The following is a 23504-nucleotide window of genomic DNA, read 5'->3' as shown; positions in this document are numbered from 1 at the left end:
GTTAGAGGAGCCTGTGGCACGCCGACCCACACCCCCCGGAACCCCGCAACCCACCGGGATCGGACATATCGTCGATCTGGTTCGCCATGCGATTCCGCCACTTCATCCCGCCGGCCTGCCGTTCGTGCTGGCCCCGCTGGGAGTTGCAGCTCTGGGCCGCAACCGTAAGTGGGTGCGCCGAGCCGGTCTGACCACCGCCGCCGCATGCGCCACGTTCTTCCGTCACCCGCACCGGGTGCCGCCCAACCGCATCGGCGTCGTCGTCGCACCCGCCGACGGCGAGGTGGCGTTGGTCGACAACGCCGTTCCGCCCGCCGAGCTCAATCTCGGAAGCGAGCCGCGCCCGCGCGTCAGCATCTTCCTGTCGGTTCTCGACGTGCATGTCCAGCGCAGCCCTGTCGGTGGAACGGTCAAAGAGGTCGTTCACCAGGCAGGCAAGTTCCTCTCCGCAGATCTCGCCGACGCCAGCGAGGTCAACGAGCGCAACAGCATGCTGATCGAAACCGCCGATGGTCACGACGTTGCGGTTGTCCAGATCGCGGGACTGCTTGCACGCCGCATCGTCTGCTACGCCGGTGTCGGTGACGTCCTGCCGATCGGCGACACGTACGGACTGATCCGTTTCGGCTCACGCGTCGACACCTATTTCCCCGCCGGAACCACACTCCTGGTCGAGCCGGGACAACGCACGATCGGTGCTGAAACAGTTATCGCGCAACTGCCGTGAAGACGCCGAAGATGAAGTCAGCCGTGAAGAAGCCGGGAGCAGCCCAACCCGGCGCGAAGATGCCCAAACGCACCCAGGCGGTGCGGTTGCTGCCGTCCGTCATCACCATCCTGGCGCTGTGCGCCGGGCTGTCCGCCGTCAAATTCGCTCTCGACGGACAACCCGGTACCTCGCTCGCGATGATCGGCGCCGCTGCCGTCCTCGATTCACTCGACGGCCGCATCGCGCGACTGCTCGACGCCACCAGCAAGATCGGCGCCGAACTCGACTCACTGGCCGACTCCATCTCCTTCGGCGTCGCCCCGGCCCTGGTCCTGTACGTGACCTTGCTGGACGGCACCAGCATCGGCTGGATCATCGCGTTGATCTACGCGGTCAGCATCGTGTTGCGACTCGCACGTTTCAACACTCTGCTCGACGACGACGACGTCCCCGCGTACGCACGTGAGTACTTCGTCGGCGTTCCGGCTCCGGCCGGCGCACTCATCGCCCTCACTCCCCTGGCCGCGACGGCTCAGTGGGGTGACGGCTGGTGGTCTTCGCACTTCGTCGTCATCGTGTGGACGCTCTTCTCGGCTGCACTGATCGTCAGCCGCATCCCGACGCTGGCGATGAAGTCGGTATCCGTGCCGCCGCACATGGCGGCCGGCCTGCTCGTCCTGGTGACGTTGGCTGCGGCCGCACTCATCACCTACCCGTACATCCTGCTGATCGTTCTCATCGCGATCTACCTGGTGCACATCCCGTTTGCCGTGCACTCGAAGCGGTGGGTGGCAGCACGTCCCGAAACCTGGGACATCAAGCCTTCCGAACGCCGCGCGATCCGACGCCAACCCAACGTCGGTGGCCGCCGCTCGGCCGCTCGTCTCGGATTGCGGCGACCCCGCTAGTCCACGACGTACTCTCGAGAGGTGACTTCGCCGGAACTCGCCCTCACCGTTCGACTCAACACCTCTGCCGCCGACCTACGCCGCGGGGTAGTGCGCTTGCACCCCGAAGCGTTGGCGGCGTTGGGCATCCGCGAATGGGATGCCATCGCACTCATGGGAGCCCGCGGCACCGCGACCGTCGCGGGCCGTGCGCCCACCGGAACCCCGGCAGGCACGATCCTTCTCGACGACGTCACCATGTCGAACGTCGGCCTGACCGAGAACTCATCCGTCGTGGTCGGTCCGGTGACGGTGTACGGAGCGCGATCCGTCTCCGTCACCGGCTCGTCCATGGCGACAAATTCGATCAGCTCGACGGTTCTGCGACAAGCCCTTCTGGGCAAGGTCGTCAGCGTCGGCGACACGGTCTCGCTCCTCCCCCGCGATCTCGGTCCGGGTACGAGCACTTCCGAAGCCACCCAAGCGCTTTCCCGTACCTTCGGCGTCGCGTGGACATCCGAACTGCTCACCGTCACGGCCGTCGAACCTGCCGGTGGTCCGGTCAGCGTCCAGCCGAATTCGGCAGTCAACTGGGGTTCCGGCTCGGCGGGCACACTGACACCGAGTGCGCTTGTTTCCAGTCCGGCCGCCGTCGCGATCGAGCCTGCACCGTCGGTTCCGCTGGATCACCTCGTCGGCGCGCAAGCGCAGGCAGCCAAGCTGACCGAGTGGCTCGGCCTGGCACTCGACGAACCAGAACTGCTCCGTACGCTCGGCGCCTCACCGCACCTCGGCGTCCTCATCACGGGCCCCGCCGGCGTGGGCAAAGCCACGTTGGCCCGCTCGGTCCTGTCCTCGCGCAAACTTGTCGAACTCGACGGCCCGGGAGTCGGTGCCACCGAGGCGAATACCCGCCTGCAGCGAATCGTCGACGCCGTTGCTGCCGTGCGCGGCGGTGGTGTACTGCTGATCAGTGACATCGACGCTCTGCTTCCGGCCACCGCGGAACCGGTGTCCGCACTGATCCTCGAACAACTGCGCAGCGCCGTCGCAACCCCGGGCGTGGCATTCGTCGCGACCTCCGCCCATCCGGAGACCGTCGACGCGCGCCTTCGCGGCCAGGATCTCTGCGATCGAGAACTCGCACTTACCCTGCCGGACGGCGCAACCCGCAAGGCGTTGCTCGAACTCCTGCTCCGCCGCGTGCCCACCGGAACCCTCGAACTCGACGCCATCGCCTCGCGCGCACCCGGATTCGTGGTCGCCGACCTCGCGGCGCTCTGCCGTGAAGCTGCCTTGCGAGCGGCGACGCGGGCGTCCAAATCCGGTGATTCTCCGGAGATCACGCAGGAAGATCTTGTCGGTGCCCTCGAAGTGATTCGGCCACTGTCTCGTTCGAGTACCGAAGAACTGTCGATCGGCAGCGTCACCCTCGACGACGTCGGCGACATGGTCGAAACCAAACAGGCGCTCACCGAGGCGGTGTTGTGGCCGCTGCAGCACCCCGACTCCTTCGCGCGCCTCGGTGTCGACCCACCCCGCGGCGTGCTCCTCTACGGCCCTCCTGGCTGCGGCAAGACGTATCTCGTTCGTGCCCTTGCCAGCTCGGGGCACCTCAGCGTTCATGCCGTGAAAGGCGCAGAGCTGATGGACAAGTGGGTCGGCGCCTCCGAAAAGGCCGTAAGAGAGTTGTTCCAGCGCGCACGCGATTCGGCGCCGTCGTTGATCTTCCTCGACGAAATCGACGCCCTTGCCCCGCGTCGTGGTCAAAGTTCCGACTCCGGGGTGTCGGATCGCGTCGTAGCCGCGTTGCTGACCGAACTCGACGGCGTCGAACCGCTACGCGACGTCGTGGTGTTGGGCGCCACCAACCGACCGGATCTGATCGACCCGGCTCTTCTGCGCCCCGGCAGACTCGAACGTCTCGTATTCGTACCGCCGCCGGATGCGGAGGCCCGCAAAGCGATTCTGCGTGCTTCCGGCAAGTCGGTACCGCTCGCCGAAGATGTCGATTTGGACATTCTGGCCGTCGATCTCGAGGGATACTCGGCAGCAGACTGCTCGGCTCTCCTGCGTGAGGCTGCACTCGCCGCCATGCGTCGGAGCATGGACGCGGCCGACGTGACGGCCGCGGACGTGGCAACCGCCCGTGAGAAGGTACGTCCCTCACTCGATCCCGAGCAGGTGGCACACCTACAGGCGTACGCGGACAACCGATAAGGACTGACCATGGCTGCTGATCTGGTTCTGTACGGCGACATCGTGACCATGCACGAGGAAGCACCACGCGCCCAGGCGCTCGCCGTGACGGGCGGCCGGATCACGGCCGTCGGCGCGCGCACGGACGTCGAGGAACTGGTGGGGCCGGATACCCGCGTCGTCGACGTCGGAGGCGCCGCTGTTCTGCCGGGGTTCATCGAGCCGCACGGTCACCCCCTGGAAGAAGCCATCGTGCTCGGGCCTGACGTCGTCGACATCCGGCCTGTCACGATCACCGAGGCGGATGCCGTAGTTGCTGCCGTCGTCGACACTGTTCGTTCGCGAGGTGCTGCCGGCGCTTCTCTGAACGGTTGGGACCCGTTGCTGCAGAAGGGCCTACCCGATCCGACCATCGACTGGCTGGACTCCATAGCGCCGGAGTACCCCCTCGTGATCATGCACAACTCGGGACACGTCGCGTATTTCAACACGGCGGCAGCAGTGCAGGCCGGCATCACCCGCGATACCCCCGATCCGATCGGCGGATCGTACGGCCACGACGCGACGGGCGCACTCGACGGAGCCGCGTACGAAATGCCTGCGGTGTTCGCAGTCGCGGGCCACGCAGTCACCATCGGTGACGACTTCCCCGCACTGGTGGCGGCCGAATGCGCCCGGCTGAACGCCGCGGGAATCACCACCATCGCCGAATTGTCGTTCGACCCCAAGATGCGGCCCGCCCTGGCAGCGATAGCCGACGCCGGACTCCTCACCACCCGCCTGCGGCTCTACGAGATGTCCAACGACGCGCGCACTACCGAGGCGTCACCGGGCGACGGAAACGACCTGGTGCGCCAGATCGGCATCAAGGTCTGGTCCGACGGTTCACCGTGGGTCGGTAACATCGCCACCAGCTTCCCGTATCTCGATACCGAAGCCACCCGCGCGCTCGGGATCGCCTGCACGCACGGGCACGCCAACTACACCGGCGAACAGATCCACGACATCAGTTCCGCCTACTTCGCCAAAGGGTGGCAGATGGCGTGCCACGCCCATGGTGACGACGCGATCACCATGGTTCTCGATGCGTGGGAGCAACTTCTGAAGGAGCACCCCCGGCCCGATCACCGGTTGCGTCTCGAACACGTCGGCGCGATGCGTCCGGATCAGTTCGTCCGCGCGGCGGAACTGGGCGTCACGGTCAGCATCTTCATCGACCACCTGCACTACTGGGGTGACGTTCTGGTGGATGACCTGTTCGGCCCCGAATACGGATCCGTCTGGGCCGCAGCAGGATCTGCACTCGCGGCCGGGCAACGGTTCACCTTCCACAACGACGGTCCCGTCACCCCCGCCAATCCGCTACGGAATATGCAGGACGCCGTCACCAGACTTTCGCCCAGCGGCCGCGTCGTGGCACCCCAGGAACGGATCCCCGTGGATGCCGCAGTGCGCGCCCACACGGTCAACGCCGCGTGGCAGCTGTTCAGCGAAGATCACATCGGGTCCATCTTTCCCGGTGCCTACGCGGATCTTGTTGTGCTGTCGGCAAATCCCCTCGACGTCGAGCCGACCAGGCTGGCCGACATCACGGTGCTCGCCACCATCCTGGAGGGTCGGACGGTGTACGGAGACCTGAGCGCGATCGGCTGATCGGTCGCCGAACGCCGTGGACAAAGGCCGATAACCTTCTCTGCTCGAGTTCCAAGGATTGTTGCGAAAACGGAGACGGCGCAGGTGGTCTCAGGGTTCAGTGCGGATGTCGTCAACGACCTGAGCGATCGCATGTTTCGCCCAGGCCGTGATCTGCTCGTTCGTGTCGCGGTAGTACGGCAAGGCAACCAATGCAATCGACAGAGCCCATGCGCGGCCACGCGTCCAAGTGCCCTCGTCCACGTCAACATGAAGCCGGAATGTATGCCGAGTGCTCGGCGTCAGCAGAGTCCATGCAATGAGGTAGTCGAGATTGCCTGCCGCAAATCGAATGAAGATCCGAAAAGTCCCAAAAATCGGAATTGTCGAAAATTATTGCATAGGAACAGTTTTCGAGATACAAGTCTTGTGTTCGAAACTTTGTTCGATTAGACTTTTAGCATGGACAGTCGGGAAGCGTAGCAACTGGATAGCGAGGACCTCAAGAGCGAGGTTCTCGATCTGGTGCGCGCCCGACACGAGTTGCAGTCGCGGATGGTGCTGCTGATCGTGGAGATGTTTTCCCGGGAGGTTCTCGGCGGGAAGGGTTTTCGGGCGATCGCGCAATGGCTGCACGGGTCGACGAATCTGGAGATCGGTGAGTGCAGTCTGCTGGTCGGGTTGGCGCGGTTGCTGATGCTCGAACCCGTGGTGGGCGATGCGTTTCACCGCGGTGACGTTGATGCGTTGAAAGCCCGTCAGGTGGCGTCGTTTTGTCAGCATCCACCGAAGAACATGACCCTGGCGGATGTGGACAAGGCCCGCGGGATCCTGCTTGGCCTGGCGTCGAAGAACATCGCCGATTGTGATGCGGTGCGGGCGGCGATCCGGCGGATCGAGAAGCAGTACGGCAAACGCGAGGACGGCGTTCCGGTCGGCGAGGATTCCGAACGTAACGAGTTCTACGCGTCGAAAGGCCTGTACGGCAGAGTAACTGTGAAGGGCGAACTGGATGCTGTGAACGGGGCCCGTCTGATCACGTTGTTGTCGAGCCTGTCGGCGCCGACACCGGAGAAGGACGGCGTCAAAGACACCCGCACCCCGGCGCTGCGGCGTGCGGACGGGTTTTGTGAGTTGTTGCGCCGGTATGAGCGGGCGGGGTTGGGCCCGATCGAGGGCGGGGTGAAACCGCACATCACGGTCACCGCCAGCGCGAAAGACATGACGGATCTGCAAGCGTTGAAGGACTTGCTGCCGTCGACCGATGAACTCGGGTTTGCGTGGACGGATTGGGTAGGTCCGATCAGTATCGATACCGCGCGGATGTTGGCGTGCGACTGCACCGTGACGCGGATTTTGTTGGATGAGAATGGTGTTCCGCTCGACTGCGGTAAGGAAGCGAGAACAGCGACGGTACCCCAGCGGCGGGCGTTGGCGGTTCGTGATGGTGGGTGTGCGTTTCCGGGATGCGGAACGCCGTCGGGGTGGTGCGATGCCCACCATATTGTTCACTGGAACGATGGTGGCCCAACAGATCTCGACAATCTGATCTTGTTGTGCGGTCATCACCATCGGACGCTGCACCACACGGAGTGGCGGGTGGAGATCGGCCCGGATCGGAAGACGGTGTTCTATCCACCGATGTCGATCGATCCGTTCCAGCGGCCGATCGGCGGGAACAGCCCACCAACAGCCGCCTGAAGTGAAACAACTCGAGACGCGAGCACCGGGGCACGATCATGCCCCGGTGCTCATGCTGCGTTCCGTCATCTTCGCGGAGACGTACGGCCTACCAGCGGTTCCGAACCTCCTCGGCAAATCCGAGGAGATCTCGAACCACCACGGAGGTACCGTCGTCGAGGATCACTGTGCCGGAGAACTTTCCGAACACCTGATGCTGAATCGAACGCAGCACCCCGACGTCGAAAGTCGCGGCACGGTCGATGATCGGCTCGAAAGTCATCTCGAAGCGACCATCGTTGCTCGAGAAGTTCCACGGAGCGCCGTCGTACGTTCCCTGCGGGATGCCGAAGTCGATCCTGTCCAGTTTGTGTGCCCGGCCGCCGACAAACACGATGTTCTCGCTGGCCGCCGTAGTGTCGCCGAAGCCGTAACCGATGTTGAATCCGAACCGCTCGCCGTTCACCAGTCCGGATGCAGAACCCCAGTACCAGGTGTTGTCGTAAGTCCAGACTCCCCTGCCCCAATCGAGAACGCCGAACGAGTCTTCCGAGCGAAATGTGAAGTCGTCGCTCCCGATTCGCACGGTCCCGGCAGCGGGCAGGCAGTTGATCTTCTGGTTGTAGTAAAACGAACGGGACGCCTTCGGAAACGGTGTGGCGATCACCATCCGGTCATCGGCAGGACTCGCCAGGAACAAGTCGGCATGAAGACCTCGTCCACCGTCGAAAGCCGGGTAGTCGACGATCAGGTGGCGCCCACCGTCCACATGGCGAAACTCGAAGCGAGCTTTACCTTTCGACACCACCACATCACCGTCGTCGGCGCTTTCGGGCAGACCGAGCCTTCCCATCGGGAACGGCAGCATCACGTTTTCGGTGATCTCGTGTGGTGTTCGGAAATCGAGCCAGGAGACCCCGAGCAAGCCCATGTACCCGTTGTCGGCGACGGTCAGCGCGATGCCGTAATCCGCAGTGAGAACGCAGTAGTAGTCCCACTCCTTGATCCGGAACTTGGGAGCGGTGATCGCAGAGCGTCGATACTTGCGAATCTCCGATGGGGCCCAACCCGTCTCGACCAAATGTCCGCCATCGTCGAGAAGCGGGCCGGGCGACATCAGTGTCTGCATTCTTACTTCCAGCGTCCCAAGATCTCGTTCGCACGGTTGGCCAATGCCATCTGGAAGAACGGACCGAAGCTCACACGTGCCACTCCGAGCGGACCGAAACTTGCCGGGTCGTCCTGATCCGGGATTCCGATCGCATTGATCGGAAGTGGGAGCTCGGACGTCAGGCGGCGCTGGGTCGCGTCGTCATGGCGCCCGACGGGGTAGAGAACGTCGGCGCCGGCGTCGGCCGCCAGCTTGAGGCGTGCGATGGCGCGATCGACGCGATCGGACTCGTCACCGACCTGCTTCACGAACAGGTCGGTGCGCGCGTTGACGACAACGTGAACTCCGGCTGCGTCGGCGGCCTGACGAAGCCCACCCACGAAGTCGGCGTGCTCCTGCGCCTCGCGCAAGCGTCCGCCTTCACTGTGAACGGTGTCCTCGATGTTGAGTCCGACAGCGCCGGCATCGATCAACCCGTCGATGAGAACTGCCGGCTCGAGCCCGTAACCACCCTCGATGTCCACCGAGATCGGGGCGTCGACCGCACCGGTGATCTGCTTGATCCGGTGCAGAAGTTCGTCGAAGGTGATGCCCTCGTTGTCCGGCTTGCCGATGGAATCGGAAACCGGATGACTGCCTACCGTCAGGGCTGCAAAACCGGCAGCCACCGCAAGATTCGCCGACCACGCGTCCCACACCGTCGGGAGAATGACCGGATTACCTGGCTGGTGCAACGCCAGTAGAGCAGTTGCCTTGTCGTTGATCGAAGTCATGCGGTGGCTCCTCGAGATCGTGGGGTGTACCTCTCACCTACCGACTCTAGTGAGCGACCGGGCAGCCTGTGCTCTTGTAATCGACCTGGAACTCCTTGATGCCGTTGATCCAACCCGAGCGCAGACGGCGCGGATCACCGATCTTGGTGATGTCCGGGACGTTGTCGGCGATCGCGTTGAACATCAAGTCGATCTCCATACGAGCGAGGTTGGCACCGATGCAGAAGTGCGCGCCCGTTCCGCCGAAGCCCAAGTGCGGATTGGGGTTACGAGTGATGTCGAACGTCATCGGGTTCTCGAACACGTCCTCGTCGAAGTTCGCGGAGCTGTACAGCATCACCACGCGCTGCCCCTTCTTGATCGACACTCCTGCCAATTCCGTGTCCTCGAGCGCGGTGCGCTGGAAGGCGGTGACGGGTGTCGCCCAACGGACGATCTCGTCGGCCGTCGTCTTGGGACGTTCCTTCTTGTACAGCTCCCACTGCTCGGGGTTGTCCAGGAACGCGATCATTCCGTGCGTGATGGCGTTGCGGGTGGTCTCGTTCCCTGCGACCGCCAGGATGAGCACGAAGAACCCGAACTCCTCCGGGCTCAAGGAGTCGCCGTCGATGTCGGCCTGGACCAGAGTGGTGACGATGTCGTCTGCCGGGCAGGTACGACGTGCGTCTGCCATTTGGTACGCGTATCCGAGGACCTCGGTGGACGCGACTGCCGGATCACCCTGGTATTCCGGGTCGTCGTAGCCCATCATCTCGTTGGACCACTTGAACAGCTTGTCCCGATCGTCCTGCGGTACACCGATCAGATCCGCGATCGCCTGGAGCGGCAGCTCGCTGGCAACCTGCTTCACGAAGTCGCCCGGGCCTTCGCTCACAGCGGTGTCGACGATGCTCCGTGCACGACGATCCAATTCGTCGCGCATGCCGTTGATCGCGCGAGGCGTGAACAGCTTCGAAATCAGCTTGCGGAGCTTGGTGTGCTCCGGTGCATCCTTGTTGAGCAGAAGATGCCGGAGCATCTCGACGGCCTCACGTGGCATGTCGTCGGCGAAACGCGCGATCGCGGTGTTCTCCCAGCTCGAGAACACATCGCTGCGCTGGCTGACCTCTTTGACGTCAGCGTGACGCGAGACCACCCAGTAGCCCTCGTCCTGGAATCCACCGACCGTCGACGGCTGCTCACACCACCACACGGGTGCGTTGCGACGCAGTTCGGCGAATTCCTCGAAAGGGATCCGCTCCCCGAGGACAGCAGGATCGGTGACGTCGAATCCGGCCGGCAGGTCAGGCGTGCGTGTTGTGTCCGAGATGGTCATGGCGTCCTCTGATCGGTCGAATGTGCGCTACACCACAGAGTAGCTTTCACTAACGGACTGTCAAGTGAAAGACGGAGAGTCTCGTGCAACTGACCCGTGAGAGCCCCCGCGGCACTAGGATCCTGGTAATGACAGATACCTCCGGCAGACTGACGCTGCGAGAGAAGCAGAAGCAGCGAACCCGCGCAGACCTCGTGGATGCCGCCGGCGCGCTCTTCACCGAACGCGGATACGCGGCTGTCACCGTCGAGGACATCGCCGGCCGGGTCGGTTGCAGCCGAGCCACCTTCTACCTGCACTTTCCCGGGAAGATCGACATCCTCAAGGCGCTCGGCTCGAACACCGTAGTATCCAGCACCCTCGCCATATTCCAGGATCTCGACCACGTACTCGATTCCGGTTCGCGCGAAGAATTCGCCGGCTGGATCAACCGCGCTCTCGACTGGTGCCGCGATCACCACCACATGATGCGGGCGTGGGACGAGGCCATGGTCCTCGAACCCGAGTTCCGCACACTGGCCCGCGAAGGCATCTCCGCACTGCCCAACGCGATGCCGTCGTACCTGGCACGCTGGCCGCAGAGCCGACACGACGAGGCGAAACTCCGGGTCGAACTCCTGCTGACACAAGTCGAGCGCTTCTTCATTCGCTGGGCGGAACAGGGCGCGATCACCGCGGGTGCGGACGTCGCAGCAGACGTTCTCACCGACATCTGGTTTCCGGCACTCACGCCGCCCACGACCGATGTCGCGGCGCCGCGATAGGTTGGCCCGATGCCACTCGATCTTCGAGCGATCCTCACCACCGTCGCTGCGCTCCTGTCCGGGATACTCGCTGCGCTGGCCCTGACCAATCCGGTTCTCCGTGACTGGGCCATCGTGGCCTCTCCGTCGGAAGTAGATCGCTGGATCAGCAGTGGACCCACCGCTGTCGGGCTCGGCGCCGTGGTTGCCGTGCTTGCCTGCGCACTCTCGCAGCGTCGCGGCTCCCGTCGGGCAGCCTGGATCGCGATCACCGTCGGGGTCGCCGTCATCGCGATCATTCGGGCAGTCGTGCCCGAGGTTGCGTCACTGGACCTGCTGATCGCCGTGATCATCGTCAAAAGTGTTGCAGCCGGTGCGATTCTGGGTTGTGTGGTTGCCGTCAGTTGGGATCGCACCGCCACGAAGAACGCCACCCTCCTCGGCGTGCTTGCCACCTTCCTCGCGGTTCGCACGTTCTCCGGCGGGACGGGCCGGATGAGTACGTCTTCGGTAGGTGAGCCGTCGTGGTGGTTGATCGGCGCCACGGCCGCCGCAGCAATCGCCTGTGCAGTGACCGCGCAATCCGGCTTCCGGATCCGCAAGCCCGACGCGGGCGAAATCCGCATCGCGCTCGTGGTGATCGCCGCGCTGGCGATCGGGCATCGAGTGCTCGGCGCCGTGATCGATCGCCAGCAGTACGCGTCCGAGGCGACCGCCTGGATCGTCATGGTTTTGGCGGCAGGCGCTGCGCTCGCGTTGACATGGATCGCCGCCTACCGTCTCGGCGACACCTCCGGTGCTGGTGGCAAGTTCCTCTGGGCCGCAACCGCTCTGGCCGCTGCGTCGGCCCCGCTCTTCGTCGACATCGCGAAGGGTTCCGGCCACTGGGGTCCACTGAAGTCCCCCTGGGTACTGGTGCTTTTCGCAGCCCTGCCGGTCGCCGTCGGATTGCGACTGCACAAGCAGGTGCCAAACCTCGTTCCCATCGCCGTTCTCGTTGCGGTACCGCTGTCAGAACTACTGCCCTTCGACTCCGCGCACGGTGTCTGGTCAATCGCACTGAAGATCGCCGCACTGGGCCTCGCCGCCGGATTGCTGTTCGGTGCCCTTGCTCCCGGCAGCCTGGTCGACGCCACACTCGGACTCGCCATTCCCTTTGCCGCGATGACCTTCTCGTCGATCGCGATTCTCACCGATCAGCTCACCGCGCCGCCAGAGTTGACAGCGGCAGACATTCAGCGATTGATGGAACTTCCCGTCCCGGCGCACGTCAGCGCCGACGGAGGACTATTCGGACGCGGCATAGGAATCACCATCGACTACGTCACCCCTCAGACCGTCGGCACTGCAATCCTCTTCGCCTTGATCATCGGCTTCTGCGGTGCAGCGATCCTCCGACGGTCCCATCCACCCGTCGACACCACGGAATCTCGGATCGAACCGGAGCCAGTCGACTGACACACCGTCACCGGACTGAGACCTGCTATTGCGGTGCAACTGGTACCGGATTGACTATTTTGGAGCAGTGCCCATCGCCCGCAGGACGCTGCTCGTCGCGCTGAGTGGCGTGACGGCATTCGTCGTCACCGTCGTCGCCTTGGCACCGTTCGTGAACAGCCAGTCGACGTCGATTTCGACGGGCGACAGGTTCTGGTCGATCTCGACGATCGGCGCCGGCGTTCTGGCTGTGGTCGCGGTCGGGACAGCCGCGATGATGGCCCGCTGCCGGTTGCGGACCGCGGCCATGACGGTCTTCGGTGGACTCCTACTCGAACTGCCCGGGCTCTACGATCACAACTTCGAGGCACTCTCACCCGTCGGTGCGGGAGTCGCTGTCGGCGCGGTCACGGTTGCTGCCGCTCCCCGGGTCCGAGCCGCTTCCGTCGCGGGAACGATTGTTGCCGTGCATGTCTCGGATTCACTCCTCGACGAAGACGCTATTCCTCGGCGGTACGCAGACTACATCGCCGACAACACCAACCAGTTTCAACCACCAGTGTTGGGGGCAACACTGCTCGCGCTGGCATTGGCCGCCGCCTGCGTCGCCGCGTTCTGGTTCCACGACTTCGACAAGGACCACCCCAAAGAACGGATGGCCGTTCGACCGGTGACTATCGCGGCGGTGCTCACTCTCTTCGGGGTCGCTGCGAATTGGTGGTTCGAGATCACCACCGTCACGGCGGCGGTGCCTCTACTACTCGTCGCGCTGGTGATCACGGTGATCTGCGCGCGGGTGCTGGGCGACGGCAGTCGAATCCTGCTGATGTGTACCGCTGCCGTCGCAACTCTGGCGGCGGTCTCGGCGAACCGTCCCGCAACCGAAGCCATGGAATGGTCGAAAACCCCCGCCTCCACCGCCGTCGTGATCGGACTCGTCATCGTCGCCGCGGCAGCGATCGGCGCGATCGCTCCCTCGCGAGTCGTCGGCTACGGATTGCTCCTGACGGTCACGGTCGCCGGGATCGTCAGCTACGCCACGTCGCCGTCGCCGAAGATCGGTGACGTTCTCACGATCAGCGATCTTCTTGTCGCCTTCACCGCTGCGGTCGTCACATACGCGATCGCCAGCGCGATGTACCGAGAGCCACCGCGGACCGGAGCGTCGCGAGCACTCGTCGGACTCGGTGTCATCTTCGGCCCGACGGCGCTGGCCCTGCTCGTCTATCCGCAGTTCGACTACGGATGGACGGCGTACACGCCGCTCGACGAGAACAAGCCCTTCAACGGCATCACGACGGTCGGCCCGTTCGAAATCTCGACCGACATTCTGATACTCGACGCCGTGGCGCTGATCATCGTGGCCGTCTGCGCCTACGTGAGTCTCCGATTGGGGCGGATCAATCGATTCGTTCCTCCGCCGATCAGTCGATCAGATCCATCGACGCCAGGCGATGGAACACTTTGAGCGATCCGGGCGCCACCTCGTCCATCGCTGCGTACTCGGCGAGCGTGAAGTAGCGGAACTCGGCGATCTCGCTGGTCGGGTGCGGGTCTCCGGCCATCTCCGCCAGATAACAACTCATGTGCAGGCCCGTGTCCGCGGAATGTCCGAAAGCGTGAGCCTCGAAGACGTCGAGGAACGTGACCGTCCCGTCGACCAGATCGACGTCGAGTTCCTCCCGAATTTCGCGGTGCAGTGCCTGCTCGGGCGTCTCCCCCGGGTCGATCTTTCCGCCGGCCATGTAGAACGCCGTCTTGCCCACGGAGCGGGTCTGGATCAGCTTGCGGTCACGAATGTGTGCAAGGGCAGCGGTACGGATGATCGTGGTGGGTGTCGACGAATTCACGTCGTCCAACCTACGTGTATCAGCGAGTGCCGATGATGTCCGAATCGACTCGCTGCACATCGAAACTGCCACGCCCGGTAATATGTACGCAAAGACAACCTCTCCGACAAGGTGAATTGTCTCGTTAATCCGATAGGTTCGATTTTGTTCGGACACCCCGCCGCCCGCTGACAACACGACGGAGTGCCTTTTGCTCGCTATCTTGCTTGCCCATGCCGTTGCCGCCCTCTTGGCTCCGCTTGTGGTGCGCAGGTTAGGGCGAAACGGCTTCTTCCCCCTCGCGATAGTCCCCCTCGCCGGCCTCGGCTGGGTAATCGACAAATGGGGCACCGTCGAGACGCTGCACATCACCTGGGTTCCAGGGCTGTCGATGGACATCGACTTCAGGTTCGACGCGCTCTCGGCCATCATGGCCGTGCTCGTCCTGGGTGTCGGCACGCTCATCCTGGTCTACTGCGCCCGCTACTTCACCGACGACGAACCTCGACTCGGTATCTTCGCCGCCGAGATGGTCGCCTTCGCGGGTGCCATGTTCGGGCTAGTGACCAGCGACAACATGCTGCTTCTCTACGTGTTCTGGGAACTGACAACGGTCCTGTCGTTCCTGCTCGTGGGTCACTACGCCGAACGCGCCACCAGCCGCCGCGCCGCGACCCAGGCACTGCTGGTCACCACCGCGGGTGGTCTGGCGATGTTGGTCGGCATGATCATCCTCGGCCAGGTCGGCGGCAGCTACAACCTGTCCGAACTGGTCGCGAACCCGCCGACGGGGTGGCTCCCGTCCGTCGCGATCGTCCTGATCCTGATCGGTGCGCTCTCCAAATCGGCAATCGTGCCCCTGCACTTCTGGCTTCCCGGTGCAATGGCCGCGCCAACCCCTGTCAGCGGTTATCTTCACGCTGCTGCAATGGTCAAGGCCGGTATCTACCTCGTCGCGCGCCTGGCTCCCGGGTACGCCGATTCGCCGCCGTGGCGCATCACCATCATCAGTTTGGGTCTGCTGTCGATGATCCTCGCCGGTTGGCGAGCCATGCGCGCGTACGACCTCAAACTCGTCCTCGCCTTCGGAACCGTCAGCCAACTCGGCTTCATGATGGTCCTGGTCGGCATCGGCACGCGTGACGCCGCCCTGGCCGGTATGACGATGGTCGTGGCGCACGCGATGTTCAAGGCCGCACTCTTCATGGTCGTTGGCATCATCGATCACACGACCGGTACCCGTGACCTGCGCAAACTTGCTCACCTGGGTAAAGCGGCACCCGCTCTCGCGATCATCGCGAGCCTCGCTGCCGCCAGCATGGCCGGTCTGCCACCGCTACTCGGATTCGTCGGCAAGGAAGCCGCACTCGAATCGGTGCTCGAAACGGACGCGCTCGGCCACTGGTCGTCCATCGCCGTCGTCACGGTGATCGTGTTGGGCTCGATCCTCACCGTCGGCTACAGCGTCCGCTTCATCTGGGGCGCCTTCGGACGTAAGACCCTGAGCAAGCCCAGCCCAGCCGTGAGCAAGATGCACAAGCCGGGTTGGCTGTTCCTGTTCGCGCCCGGCCTGCTCGCTGTTCTCGGTCTGGCCGCCGGCATTCTCTCGCCCCAGCTCGAGAAGCTGCTGACGCCGTACTCGACCACACTGGCCCCCGGACCTCACGCCGACTACCACCTCGCGCTGTGGCACGGATTCAACACTCCGCTGCTGCTCACCTGCATCGTCATCGCCGGCGGCATCGCGCTCTACATCGCGCAGCGTCAGATCAGCCGACTGCACTTCGAGCACCCGCCGCTCGGCAACGCCGACCGTATCTACGACGCGACCCTGCGCGGCATGGACACCATCTCGATGCGCCTGACCGGTGCCACTCAGCGTGGTTCGCTCCCTCGCACACAGTCGACGATTCTCGCGACGCTGGTCGTTGTGCCGCTGTTCCTGCTGATCATCGACACCGATGGCGGCGGAGTCGACCTTCGGATGTGGGATTCACCCATCCAGTTCACTATCGCGCTGATGATGATCTCGGCCGCCATCGCCGCGACGCTGATGCGCAACCGACTCGCCAGCGTCATCCTCGTCGGACTCACCGGCTACGGCTGCGGCGTGTTGTTCGCGCTGCACGGCGCACCCGACCTCGCGCTGACCCAGTTCCTCGTCGAGACACTGACACTGGTGATCTTCGTGCTCGTGCTCCGGAAGTTCCCCGCCGAAGTCGACGAGAGCAAGGCGATCGGCTTCAAGTGGCCGCGTGCCGCACTCGCTGTCGCCGTCGGTATCACCGTCACCACCATCGCGGCCTTCGCGACCAATGCCCGAAACACTCGTCCGATCTACGAGCTGCTTCCCGACGCTGCCTACGACCTGGGCAACGGCAAGAACGTCGTCAACGTCCTACTCGTCGACATCCGCGCATGGGACACCCTCGGTGAGATCTCGGTGCTGCTGGTAGCTGCGACAGGCGTCGCCAGCCTCGTCTTCCGCAACCGCCGGTTCGGTATCGCGCCGCGCGTCGCGGACGCCCCCTCCGTCATCGTCGACAAGGCAGCTGCCAACTCGGACACGACGTGGTTGCGCGGCGGAGACCTCATCGATCCTCGACACCGTTCGCTGGTTCTCGAGGTCACCACGAGGTTGATCTTCCCGACCATCATGGTGTTGTCGATCTACTTCTTCTTCTCCGGTCACAATGCCCCCGGTGGCGGTTTCGCCGGAGGCCTGACGGCGGGCCTGGCGCTGGTACTTCGGTACCTCGCCGGCGGACGCTACGAACTCGGTGAAGCCGTACCCATCGACGCGGGCAAGATTCTCGGCCTCGGTTTGGCGCTGGCCGCGGGCACCGCCCTGGTGTCGCTGTTCCTCGGCGCCCCGGCGCTCTCGTCCGCCGTCTTCGAGTTCACACTCCCGCTCATCGGCCACGTCAAACTGGTCACCGCACTGTTCTTCGACCTGGGCGTCTACCTCATCGTGGTCGGCCTGGTCCTGGACGTACTCCGAAGTCTCGGCGCCCGCCTCGACGCAGAAATCGAGGTGAAAGCACCATGAGCGCAAACATCGGAATGCTGATCCTGATCGGCGTCCTCACGTCGGCCGGTGTCTACCTGCTGATCGAACGAAGCATCACTCGGATGCTGCTCGGTCTACTTCTATTCGGCAACGCCATCAACCTCTTGATCCTGACCGTCGGTGGATCGGACGGGAATCCGCCCATCGTCGGCCGAGATTCGGTCCACGAGGAAATAGCGGATCCGCTCGCCCAGGGCATGATCCTGACGGCGATCGTGATCACGATGGGTATCGCCGGCTTCGTTCTGGCACTGGCGTACCGGTCTTACAAGATCAACACCGCCGACGCCGTCGAGGACGATCCCGAGGACACCAAGGTTCTCAAGCGTCGCCTGCCTGCCGACGCTCCCGACCACGACCGCTCCGACGACCCGGTCACCGGTGCCCCGAGCATCGGCGGCGACGCATTCGACAAGGACGGCAACCCTATTCCCCTCGAACAACTGGTCAACCTCGAGGACATCGAATGCTACGACGACCTCCACGACGGCGACTTCGAGGACGAACCGGTACCCGACTGGGCCACCGACCTTGCTCGTAAGAAGGAATCCGAGAAGCGGCGCAAAGACGCTCGCCAGACCAAGATCGAGGGAGGTGGAGGCGCATGACCATCTCGGACAACCTGATGGGAGCCCTTGCGCCCCTGCCCGTCTTGATCCCGATGCTGGCCGCAGCTGCGACGCTGGTCGTCGGCCGACGTCCTCGTTTTCAGCGCGTGATCACACTGATCGCGCTCGTCGGCGTCGTCGCGGTGTCGGGCTTGCTGCTCTACCTCGCCGACCGCGACGGTACGACGGCCGTTCAGGTCGGCGGCTGGGACTCCCCCATCGGCATCACACTCGTGGTCGACCGTCTCTCGGCGATGATGCTCGTGGTCTCGTCGGTGGTGTTGCTCGCCGTCATGATCTACGCGATCGGTCAGGGTATTCGCGACGGCAGCGAGGCCCAGCCGGTCTCGATCTTCCTGCCGACCTATCTCGCATTGACCGCCGGTATCTCCAACGCGTTCCTCGCCGGTGACCTCTTCAACCTGTACGTCGGATTCGAGGTTCTGCTCGCCGCGAGTTTCGTGCTCCTGACGCTCGGTGCCAGCGCCGACCGCGTCCGGGCCGGTGTCTCGTACGTGATGGTCTCGATGGTGTCCTCGCTGATCTTCCTGGCGGGCATCGCTTTCGCCTACGCGGCGACCGGCACCCTCAACATGGCCGACATGGCCCTGCGCTTCGACAACATTCCGCCGGGCACACGAACCGCCATCTTCGCTGTCCTGCTCGTGGCGTTCGGCATCAAGGCTGCGGTCTTCCCGCTGTCCGCGTGGCTACCGGACTCGTATCCGACCGCGCCCGCACCGATCACCGCCGTCTTCGCCGGGTTGCTCACCAAGGTCGGTGTGTACGCGATCATCCGCGCACACTCACTGCTGTTCCCGCAAGGGGAACTCGACAACGTACTGATGGTGTGCGGCCTGCTCACGATGGTGGTCGGCATCATGGGTGCCATCGCGCAGAGCGACATCAAACGTCTGCTCTCGTTCACACTGGTCAGCCATATCGGTTACATGATCTTCGGTATCGCACTGTCCACGACGTCCGGGCTGTCCGGCGCGATCTACTACGTCGCCCACCACATCATCGTGCAGACGACGCTCTTCCTCGTCGTGGGCCTGATCGAACGACAAGCCGGGTCGTCGTCGCTGCGCCGTCTCGGCGGTCTGGCGGCGGCCAGCCCGATCCTCGCGATCGTCTTCCTGATCCCGGCGCTGAATCTCGGTGGTATCCCGCCGTTCTCGGGCTTCATCGGCAAGGTCGCGCTCCTTCAGGCCGGTGCGGCCGACGCCAGCGCGTTGGCTTGGATCCTCGTTGCCGGCGGCACGATCACCAGCTTGCTGACGCTCTACGCCGTCGCCCGCGTGTGGACCAAGGCTTTCTGGCGAGCCCGGGCCGACGCGCCCGAAGGTGACCTCGCCGACGTCAGCCCGTCAGCGTTGATCGACGAGTCCGAAGAGGACATCGCGTTCGTCGACCGCGAGGATGTCGGCAAGATTCCGCTCTTCATGCTGATTCCGACGGTCGGACTTGTCATCGTCGGTCTGGCACTGACGGTGTTCGCGGGCCGGATCATCGACATCAGCGACAGAGCGGCGAAGGACCTGCAGGACCGGTCCATCTACATCGACGCGGTTCTCGGCAACCACCGGCCGGTGCCGGTCGACGAAGCTCCCGTCGCTGCAGACGACCCTGCTGTAGCTCCCAGTACCGATGTCCCGAATACCGAGGCCCCGAACACCGAGGAGGCTCCGCGATGAAACGCGAACAGGTACTCCGCGTCGGGATCCTGCTGTGGCTGATGGTCGTATGGATCCTGTTGTGGGGCAACATCAGTTTCGGCAACATCTTCGGCGGACTCGCCGTCGGCCTGATCATCATGGTCCTGCTTCCCCTCCCCCGCGTACCGGTCGAGGGTCGGGTACATCTGCTGTCGATTCTGCGTCTGTTGTGGATGATCGTGTACTACGCGATCCAGTCGAGTATCCAGGTCGCGTGGCTGGCGATCCGCCCGTCGCCGCCCCCGGTCACCGGAGTTCTGCGGTACCAACTCGGGATCAAGTCCGACCTGGTTCTCACCCTGTGCATCGACGTTCTCAACCTGATCCCCGGCACGATGGTTCTCGAGATCGACCAGAACCGACGCATCGTCTACGTCCACGTGCTCGACGTCGGCTCGCAGAAAGCCGTCAGCGCGTTCTACCGCTCGGTGGAGGACCTCGAGCGGTTGTTCATCGCGTCGTTCGAACGTGATTCGGACTGGCAACCCAGCCCATGGCACCAGCGCGACTACGAATTCGATGCACCCCGGCAGGAGGACCAACCATGAACGGGTTCATCACCACAATCTTGATCATTTCCGGAGTGATTCTGCTGATCGCCGCCGTACTGACCACGTTCCGATTGCTCGACGGTCCGAGCTCACTCGACCGCCTCGTAGCCCTGGACACGATCATCGCGGTCTCGATGTGTGGACTCGCGGTCTGGGCCGCGTACAGCAAAGACACGACCATCGTTCCCGCGATCGTCGCGCTGGCGCTGGTCGGCTTCATCGGTTCCGTGTCCGTCGCGCGCTTCCGGGTGAGTGACCAGTGATCGGCAACATCCTCGACACGATCGGAGCCATCTCCATCTTCCTCGGCGCGCTGCTCGCGCTGACCGCCGCGGTGGGAATCGTTCGCTTCCCCGACACTCTGCGTCGTATGCACGCGGCCACGAAACCTCAGGTGGTCGGACTGATCTTGGTCCTGATGGGCGCCGTGTTCCTGCTTCGTGGGAGCGTCGACATCTGGATGTTGGTCCTGGTGGGCATCTTCACGCTGCTGACGGCGCCCGTGATCGCGCACAGCGTCGGCCGAGTCGCCTACCGCGAACAGCGCGAAGAGGACGACCTCATGAAGATCAACGAGCTGGAAGACCCGGACTCTCTCCGGTAACGGCATCCCACTCGCCGTCGCGCTCGCCCCACACCGCAAGAGCAGTGCCGGGGCGGGCGAAGAAGGTGGCGAAGTACGCCACCGACATGAGAACCAGGACAGCCATCAGCAGCGGCCCGAAGATCGCCGGGTACTCGGCCATCTGCACCGCAGCGAACCGGTACGAGAGCAACAATCCCGCCAGGAGTGCCGAGCCACCGATCAACAGACGCACTCGGAACCAACCCCAGCCGCGCTCCGGATCCCGTAGCGCCGCATCGAGGGTCAAGCACAGGACGGCACCGGCAATGAGGTCGACGCCGTAGTGGAATCCGAAGCCGAGCGTCGCGGTCAGGGTCGCAACGAGCCAGAACGATCCCAGGCTGCGAATCCACCACGGTCCGCTGCGCGAGTGGATGAACAGCGCGACTGCCCACGCGGTGTGCAGGCTCGGCATGCAGTTTCGTGGCGCGGCGTCGTCGAACGGTAGCGACGACGGTGATGCGAAGTCGAAACTGGGCACGATGTTCGGCCAGTAGTCACCGATCTGGAATCCGAAACCACGCGGACCGAAGGCGAACACCGGGCCGACCACCGGGAACAGGACGTAGAAGATCGGGCCGATCAGCCCGATGAGCAGGAACGTGCGCAGCAGGTGATGCGACGGCCATCCCTTACGTACTTGATAGAGAGCAACCACGATCACCGCGACCGGCAGTTCGACGTAGATCCAGTCGAGGGCTGCGGCACCGACGGGGCCCATGGCGTCGACGATCTGGCCCATCACCCACGACGGATTCCCGAGAGCCTGGTCGGCGAGAAAGACGTACTCGTCCCACACGTCGGTGCCGACGAGAATGGTGATCTCCAGCCACGTCTCGGCAACCTTGGCCGCGATGATGAGCAACGCGCCCAGCGCGACGCCGTGCAGAACGCTGAGTCGACGCTCACCGGACAACTTCCACACCGCGTACACCGCGATGGCCGTCAGCACCCAGGTGCCGCCGGTGCCCATCGTCAGCGGTCCACCCGAGAACCAGCGGATCGCGCCGACGACCACGTCGATCACGACGGCCGCGGATACCGCGTAGATGCGTTCTTTGTTGTTCAGTCCGACGAGCGCGAGAGCGAGGCCCACCCAAGGCATGGTCGCGGAGCGGGGAACGAGGAAGTAGTCACCGAACAGGCTTTCCACCGGACCGAGATAGCCCTTGTACGACGCGAACGCCTGCACGCCCAGGACCAGCACGGTCAATGCTGCTGTGCCGATCAGAAGGAGTCGGTGAGAACTCGACCACGAACGGTCCGACTGTCCGGGTGCGCCCCCTCGTTGGGACCAACTGTCTATCAACACCGGACAATAGTAAACGGCGTGTGAACTGAATATGGACACCCACTGGACAAACGGTTGGTATGCCCGGATTTCCAGTCCGCGAAACAGTCCTTCGCACTGTGAACCTGCTAGGTGCCCAACTCTGCGACCAAGGCGTCGACGACCGCAACCAGATCGCCGCCCGTCGCTTCCGCGACACGACGTTGCCGCTGGTAGGACGCGCCGCGACGGGGAATGTCCGCCACCGACGCCAACTCGTCCGCGCAGCCGAGTGAGACCGCAATCGGCGCCAAGTCGTCGAGCAGGCGATCCAGATCGTCAGTGACGAGGCACTCGTTTGCGTCGGAGTCGAGGATGATCTCGGCGTCCAGTCCGTATCTCGCTGCGCGCCACTTGTTTTCCTTGACGTGCCACGGCTGCATGTTCGGCAGAGTCTCACCGGCGCTCAGTCTGCGGTCCAGATCGACGATGAGGCAGTGGACCAGAGCAACGAGGGCACCCAGTTCGGCGCGTGTCGAGACGCCGTCGAACACCCGGACCTCGATGGTTCCCCACTTCGGCGCGGGACGGATGTCCCAGTGCATGCCACCGATCTTGGTGATCACACCGGTCTTCATCTGGTCGTCGATGAACGACTCGTATTCGGCCCAGTTCTCGAACTGGTACGGAAGACCTGCGGTGGGGAGCTGCTGGAACATCAATGCTCGATTGGACGCATACCCCGTGTCGACACCGGCCCACATCGGCGAGGATGCCGACAGCGCCAGCAAATGCGGATAGCGCTGCAGCAGTGCGTTGATGATGGGGAAAACGCGGTCCGCGGACGAGACACCCACGTGGACGTGCACGCCCCAGATCAGCATCTGCCGACCCCACCACTGCGTGCGTTCGATGAGCTCGTCGTAGTCGGGCGTCCGGGTGACCAACTGAGTCGACCATTGCGCGAACGGGTGCGTGCCCGCGCTGATGAGGTCGACGCCCAGCGGATTCGCAGCGCGACGCAGCAGATCCAGTGACCTGTCGAGATCACTCATCGCCTCGCCGACCGTCGAATGAATACCCGTGACGAGTTCGACGGTATTTCGCAGTAGTTCCTTGGTGATGTGCGGGGTTTCGGAGCCGGCAAGCTCTTCGACCGCCGAAAACACCTCGGCTGCTGTGTTGGAGAGATCTCTGGTCTTGCGATCGACCAGCGCGATCTCCCACTCCACGCCCAGCGTCGGGCGCGGCGAACCTGGAAATGGAACTACCACGCAGAGAATCCAATCACAGTGTCGGTAAAAACACCGTGCTGGCTACTGCGTGGTAGTCGCCGGAAGTGATGCA

The 23504-nt window shown here is 63.8% G+C and carries 21 protein-coding genes; 14 read left to right on the top strand and 7 right to left on the bottom strand.

The genetic code is table 11. The features are described 5' to 3' along the window. Positions 1-13 precede the first annotated feature (13 nt). The 4 genes from GN300_RS18515 to GN300_RS18500 are packed head-to-tail and all read left to right on the top strand — an operon-like array spanning position 14 to position 5448. Positions 14-727, top strand: coding sequence for a phosphatidylserine decarboxylase (locus GN300_RS18515; protein WP_003941540.1), 714 nt, complete (start codon positions 14-16; stop codon positions 725-727). A 59-nt stretch (positions 728-786) separates the two neighbouring features. Further along, the gene (locus GN300_RS18510; protein WP_029254795.1) at positions 787-1617 is read left to right on the top strand and encodes a phosphatidylcholine/phosphatidylserine synthase; all 831 of its coding nucleotides are present in this window, start codon (positions 787-789) and stop codon (positions 1615-1617) included. A gap of 21 nt (positions 1618-1638) precedes the next feature. Beyond that, entirely contained in the window at positions 1639-3816 is a 2178-nt protein-coding gene (locus GN300_RS18505; protein ID WP_003941536.1) for an AAA family ATPase, read from the top strand. 9 nt (positions 3817-3825) lie between these two features. Beyond that, positions 3826-5448 (top strand): amidohydrolase, encoded by a 1623-nt coding sequence (locus tag GN300_RS18500; protein ID WP_063314801.1) that lies wholly within the window; start codon positions 3826-3828, stop codon positions 5446-5448. A gap of 90 nt (positions 5449-5538) precedes the next feature. On the opposite strand, the gene GN300_RS18495 is transcribed toward GN300_RS18500, so the two are convergent. Next, positions 5539-5691, bottom strand: coding sequence for a hypothetical protein (locus tag GN300_RS18495; RefSeq protein ID WP_047268844.1), 153 nt, complete (start codon positions 5689-5691; stop codon positions 5539-5541). A 222-nt stretch (positions 5692-5913) separates the two neighbouring features. Here GN300_RS18495 and GN300_RS18490 point away from each other — a divergent pair, with 222 nt between their 5' ends. After that, positions 5914-7128 (top strand): HNH endonuclease signature motif containing protein, encoded by a 1215-nt coding sequence (locus tag GN300_RS18490; protein ID WP_233405708.1) that lies wholly within the window; start codon positions 5914-5916, stop codon positions 7126-7128. 88 nt (positions 7129-7216) lie between these two features. Here GN300_RS18490 and GN300_RS18485 read toward each other — a convergent pair whose 3' ends face one another. From GN300_RS18485 to GN300_RS18475, 3 genes are read right to left on the bottom strand one after another with little or no spacing between them, the layout of a single operon-like run. Then, entirely contained in the window at positions 7217-8236 is a 1020-nt protein-coding gene (locus GN300_RS18485; protein WP_003945035.1) for a DUF2804 domain-containing protein, read from the bottom strand. Between the two features lie 2 nt (positions 8237-8238). Then, the gene (locus GN300_RS18480; protein WP_007730096.1) at positions 8239-8991 is read right to left on the bottom strand and encodes an isocitrate lyase/phosphoenolpyruvate mutase family protein; all 753 of its coding nucleotides are present in this window, start codon (positions 8989-8991) and stop codon (positions 8239-8241) included. Positions 8992-9037: 46 nt separating this feature from the next. Beyond that, on the bottom strand, positions 9038-10306 hold the full coding sequence (locus tag GN300_RS18475; RefSeq protein WP_063314802.1) for a cytochrome P450: 1269 nt from the start codon (positions 10304-10306) through the stop codon (positions 9038-9040). A gap of 128 nt (positions 10307-10434) precedes the next feature. On the opposite strand from GN300_RS18475, the gene GN300_RS18470 reads away from it, so the two are divergent. The 3 genes from GN300_RS18470 (at position 10435) to GN300_RS18460 (ending at position 13954) form a co-directional block, all read left to right on the top strand. Continuing rightward, positions 10435-11070 carry a TetR/AcrR family transcriptional regulator gene (locus GN300_RS18470; protein ID WP_042926208.1) on the top strand — a complete coding sequence of 212 codons (636 nt, stop codon included), beginning with the start codon at positions 10435-10437 and terminating at the stop codon, positions 11068-11070. A gap of 9 nt (positions 11071-11079) precedes the next feature. Further along, complete coding sequence (locus GN300_RS18465; protein ID WP_063314803.1) at positions 11080-12507, top strand: hypothetical protein; 1428 nt, start codon at positions 11080-11082, stop codon at positions 12505-12507. Between the two features lie 67 nt (positions 12508-12574). Next, complete coding sequence (locus GN300_RS18460; protein ID WP_233405667.1) at positions 12575-13954, top strand: hypothetical protein; 1380 nt, start codon at positions 12575-12577, stop codon at positions 13952-13954. Here GN300_RS18460 and GN300_RS18455 read toward each other — a convergent pair. Continuing rightward, positions 13911-14336, bottom strand: a complete 426-nt coding sequence (locus GN300_RS18455; RefSeq protein ID WP_007730102.1) for an NUDIX domain-containing protein — start codon at positions 14334-14336, stop codon at positions 13911-13913. The genes GN300_RS18460 and GN300_RS18455 overlap by 44 nt on opposite strands. 190 nt (positions 14337-14526) lie before the next feature. On the opposite strand from GN300_RS18455, the gene GN300_RS18450 reads away from it, so the two are divergent. The 6 genes from GN300_RS18450 to mnhG are packed head-to-tail and all read left to right on the top strand — an operon-like array spanning position 14527 to position 20866. After that, entirely contained in the window at positions 14527-17364 is a 2838-nt protein-coding gene (locus GN300_RS18450; RefSeq protein WP_063314804.1) for a Na+/H+ antiporter subunit A, read from the top strand. Further along, a complete protein-coding gene (locus GN300_RS18445; RefSeq protein WP_003945054.1) occupies positions 17361-17993 on the top strand; it encodes a Na(+)/H(+) antiporter subunit C in 633 nt (210 codons plus the stop codon). Before GN300_RS18450 ends, GN300_RS18445 begins: the two co-directional genes overlap by 4 nt. Continuing rightward, complete coding sequence (locus GN300_RS18440) at positions 17990-19690, top strand: Na+/H+ antiporter subunit D (RefSeq protein ID WP_047268847.1); 1701 nt, start codon at positions 17990-17992, stop codon at positions 19688-19690. Before GN300_RS18445 ends, GN300_RS18440 begins: the two co-directional genes overlap by 4 nt. Further along, positions 19687-20259, top strand: coding sequence for a Na+/H+ antiporter subunit E (locus GN300_RS18435; protein WP_003945063.1), 573 nt, complete (start codon positions 19687-19689; stop codon positions 20257-20259). The genes GN300_RS18440 and GN300_RS18435 overlap by 4 nt, the downstream gene beginning before the upstream one ends. Beyond that, positions 20256-20525 (top strand): monovalent cation/H+ antiporter complex subunit F, encoded by a 270-nt coding sequence (locus tag GN300_RS18430; RefSeq protein ID WP_003945061.1) that lies wholly within the window; start codon positions 20256-20258, stop codon positions 20523-20525. The genes GN300_RS18435 and GN300_RS18430 overlap by 4 nt, the downstream gene beginning before the upstream one ends. Next, positions 20522-20866: a monovalent cation/H(+) antiporter subunit G gene (mnhG, locus tag GN300_RS18425; RefSeq protein WP_058038511.1), complete on the top strand. Its 345-nt coding sequence runs from the start codon at positions 20522-20524 to the stop codon at positions 20864-20866. Before GN300_RS18430 ends, mnhG begins: the two co-directional genes overlap by 4 nt. On the opposite strand, the gene GN300_RS18420 is transcribed toward mnhG, so the two are convergent. Beyond that, entirely contained in the window at positions 20832-22199 is a 1368-nt protein-coding gene (locus tag GN300_RS18420; protein WP_063314805.1) for a phosphatase PAP2 family protein, read from the bottom strand. The genes mnhG and GN300_RS18420 overlap by 35 nt on opposite strands. Positions 22200-22306: 107 nt before the next feature. After that, positions 22307-23431 (bottom strand): glutamate--cysteine ligase, encoded by a 1125-nt coding sequence (locus tag GN300_RS18415; protein WP_003945034.1) that lies wholly within the window; start codon positions 23429-23431, stop codon positions 22307-22309. Between the last annotated feature and the right edge of the window lie 73 nt (positions 23432-23504).

It is taken from the genome of Rhodococcus sp. Ni2 (genome assembly GCF_021352185.1).
Taxonomy (GTDB): Bacteria; Actinomycetota; Actinomycetes; order Mycobacteriales; family Mycobacteriaceae; genus Rhodococcus_F; species Rhodococcus_F qingshengii.
This window is presented reverse-complemented; position numbering and strand designations above follow the sequence as displayed.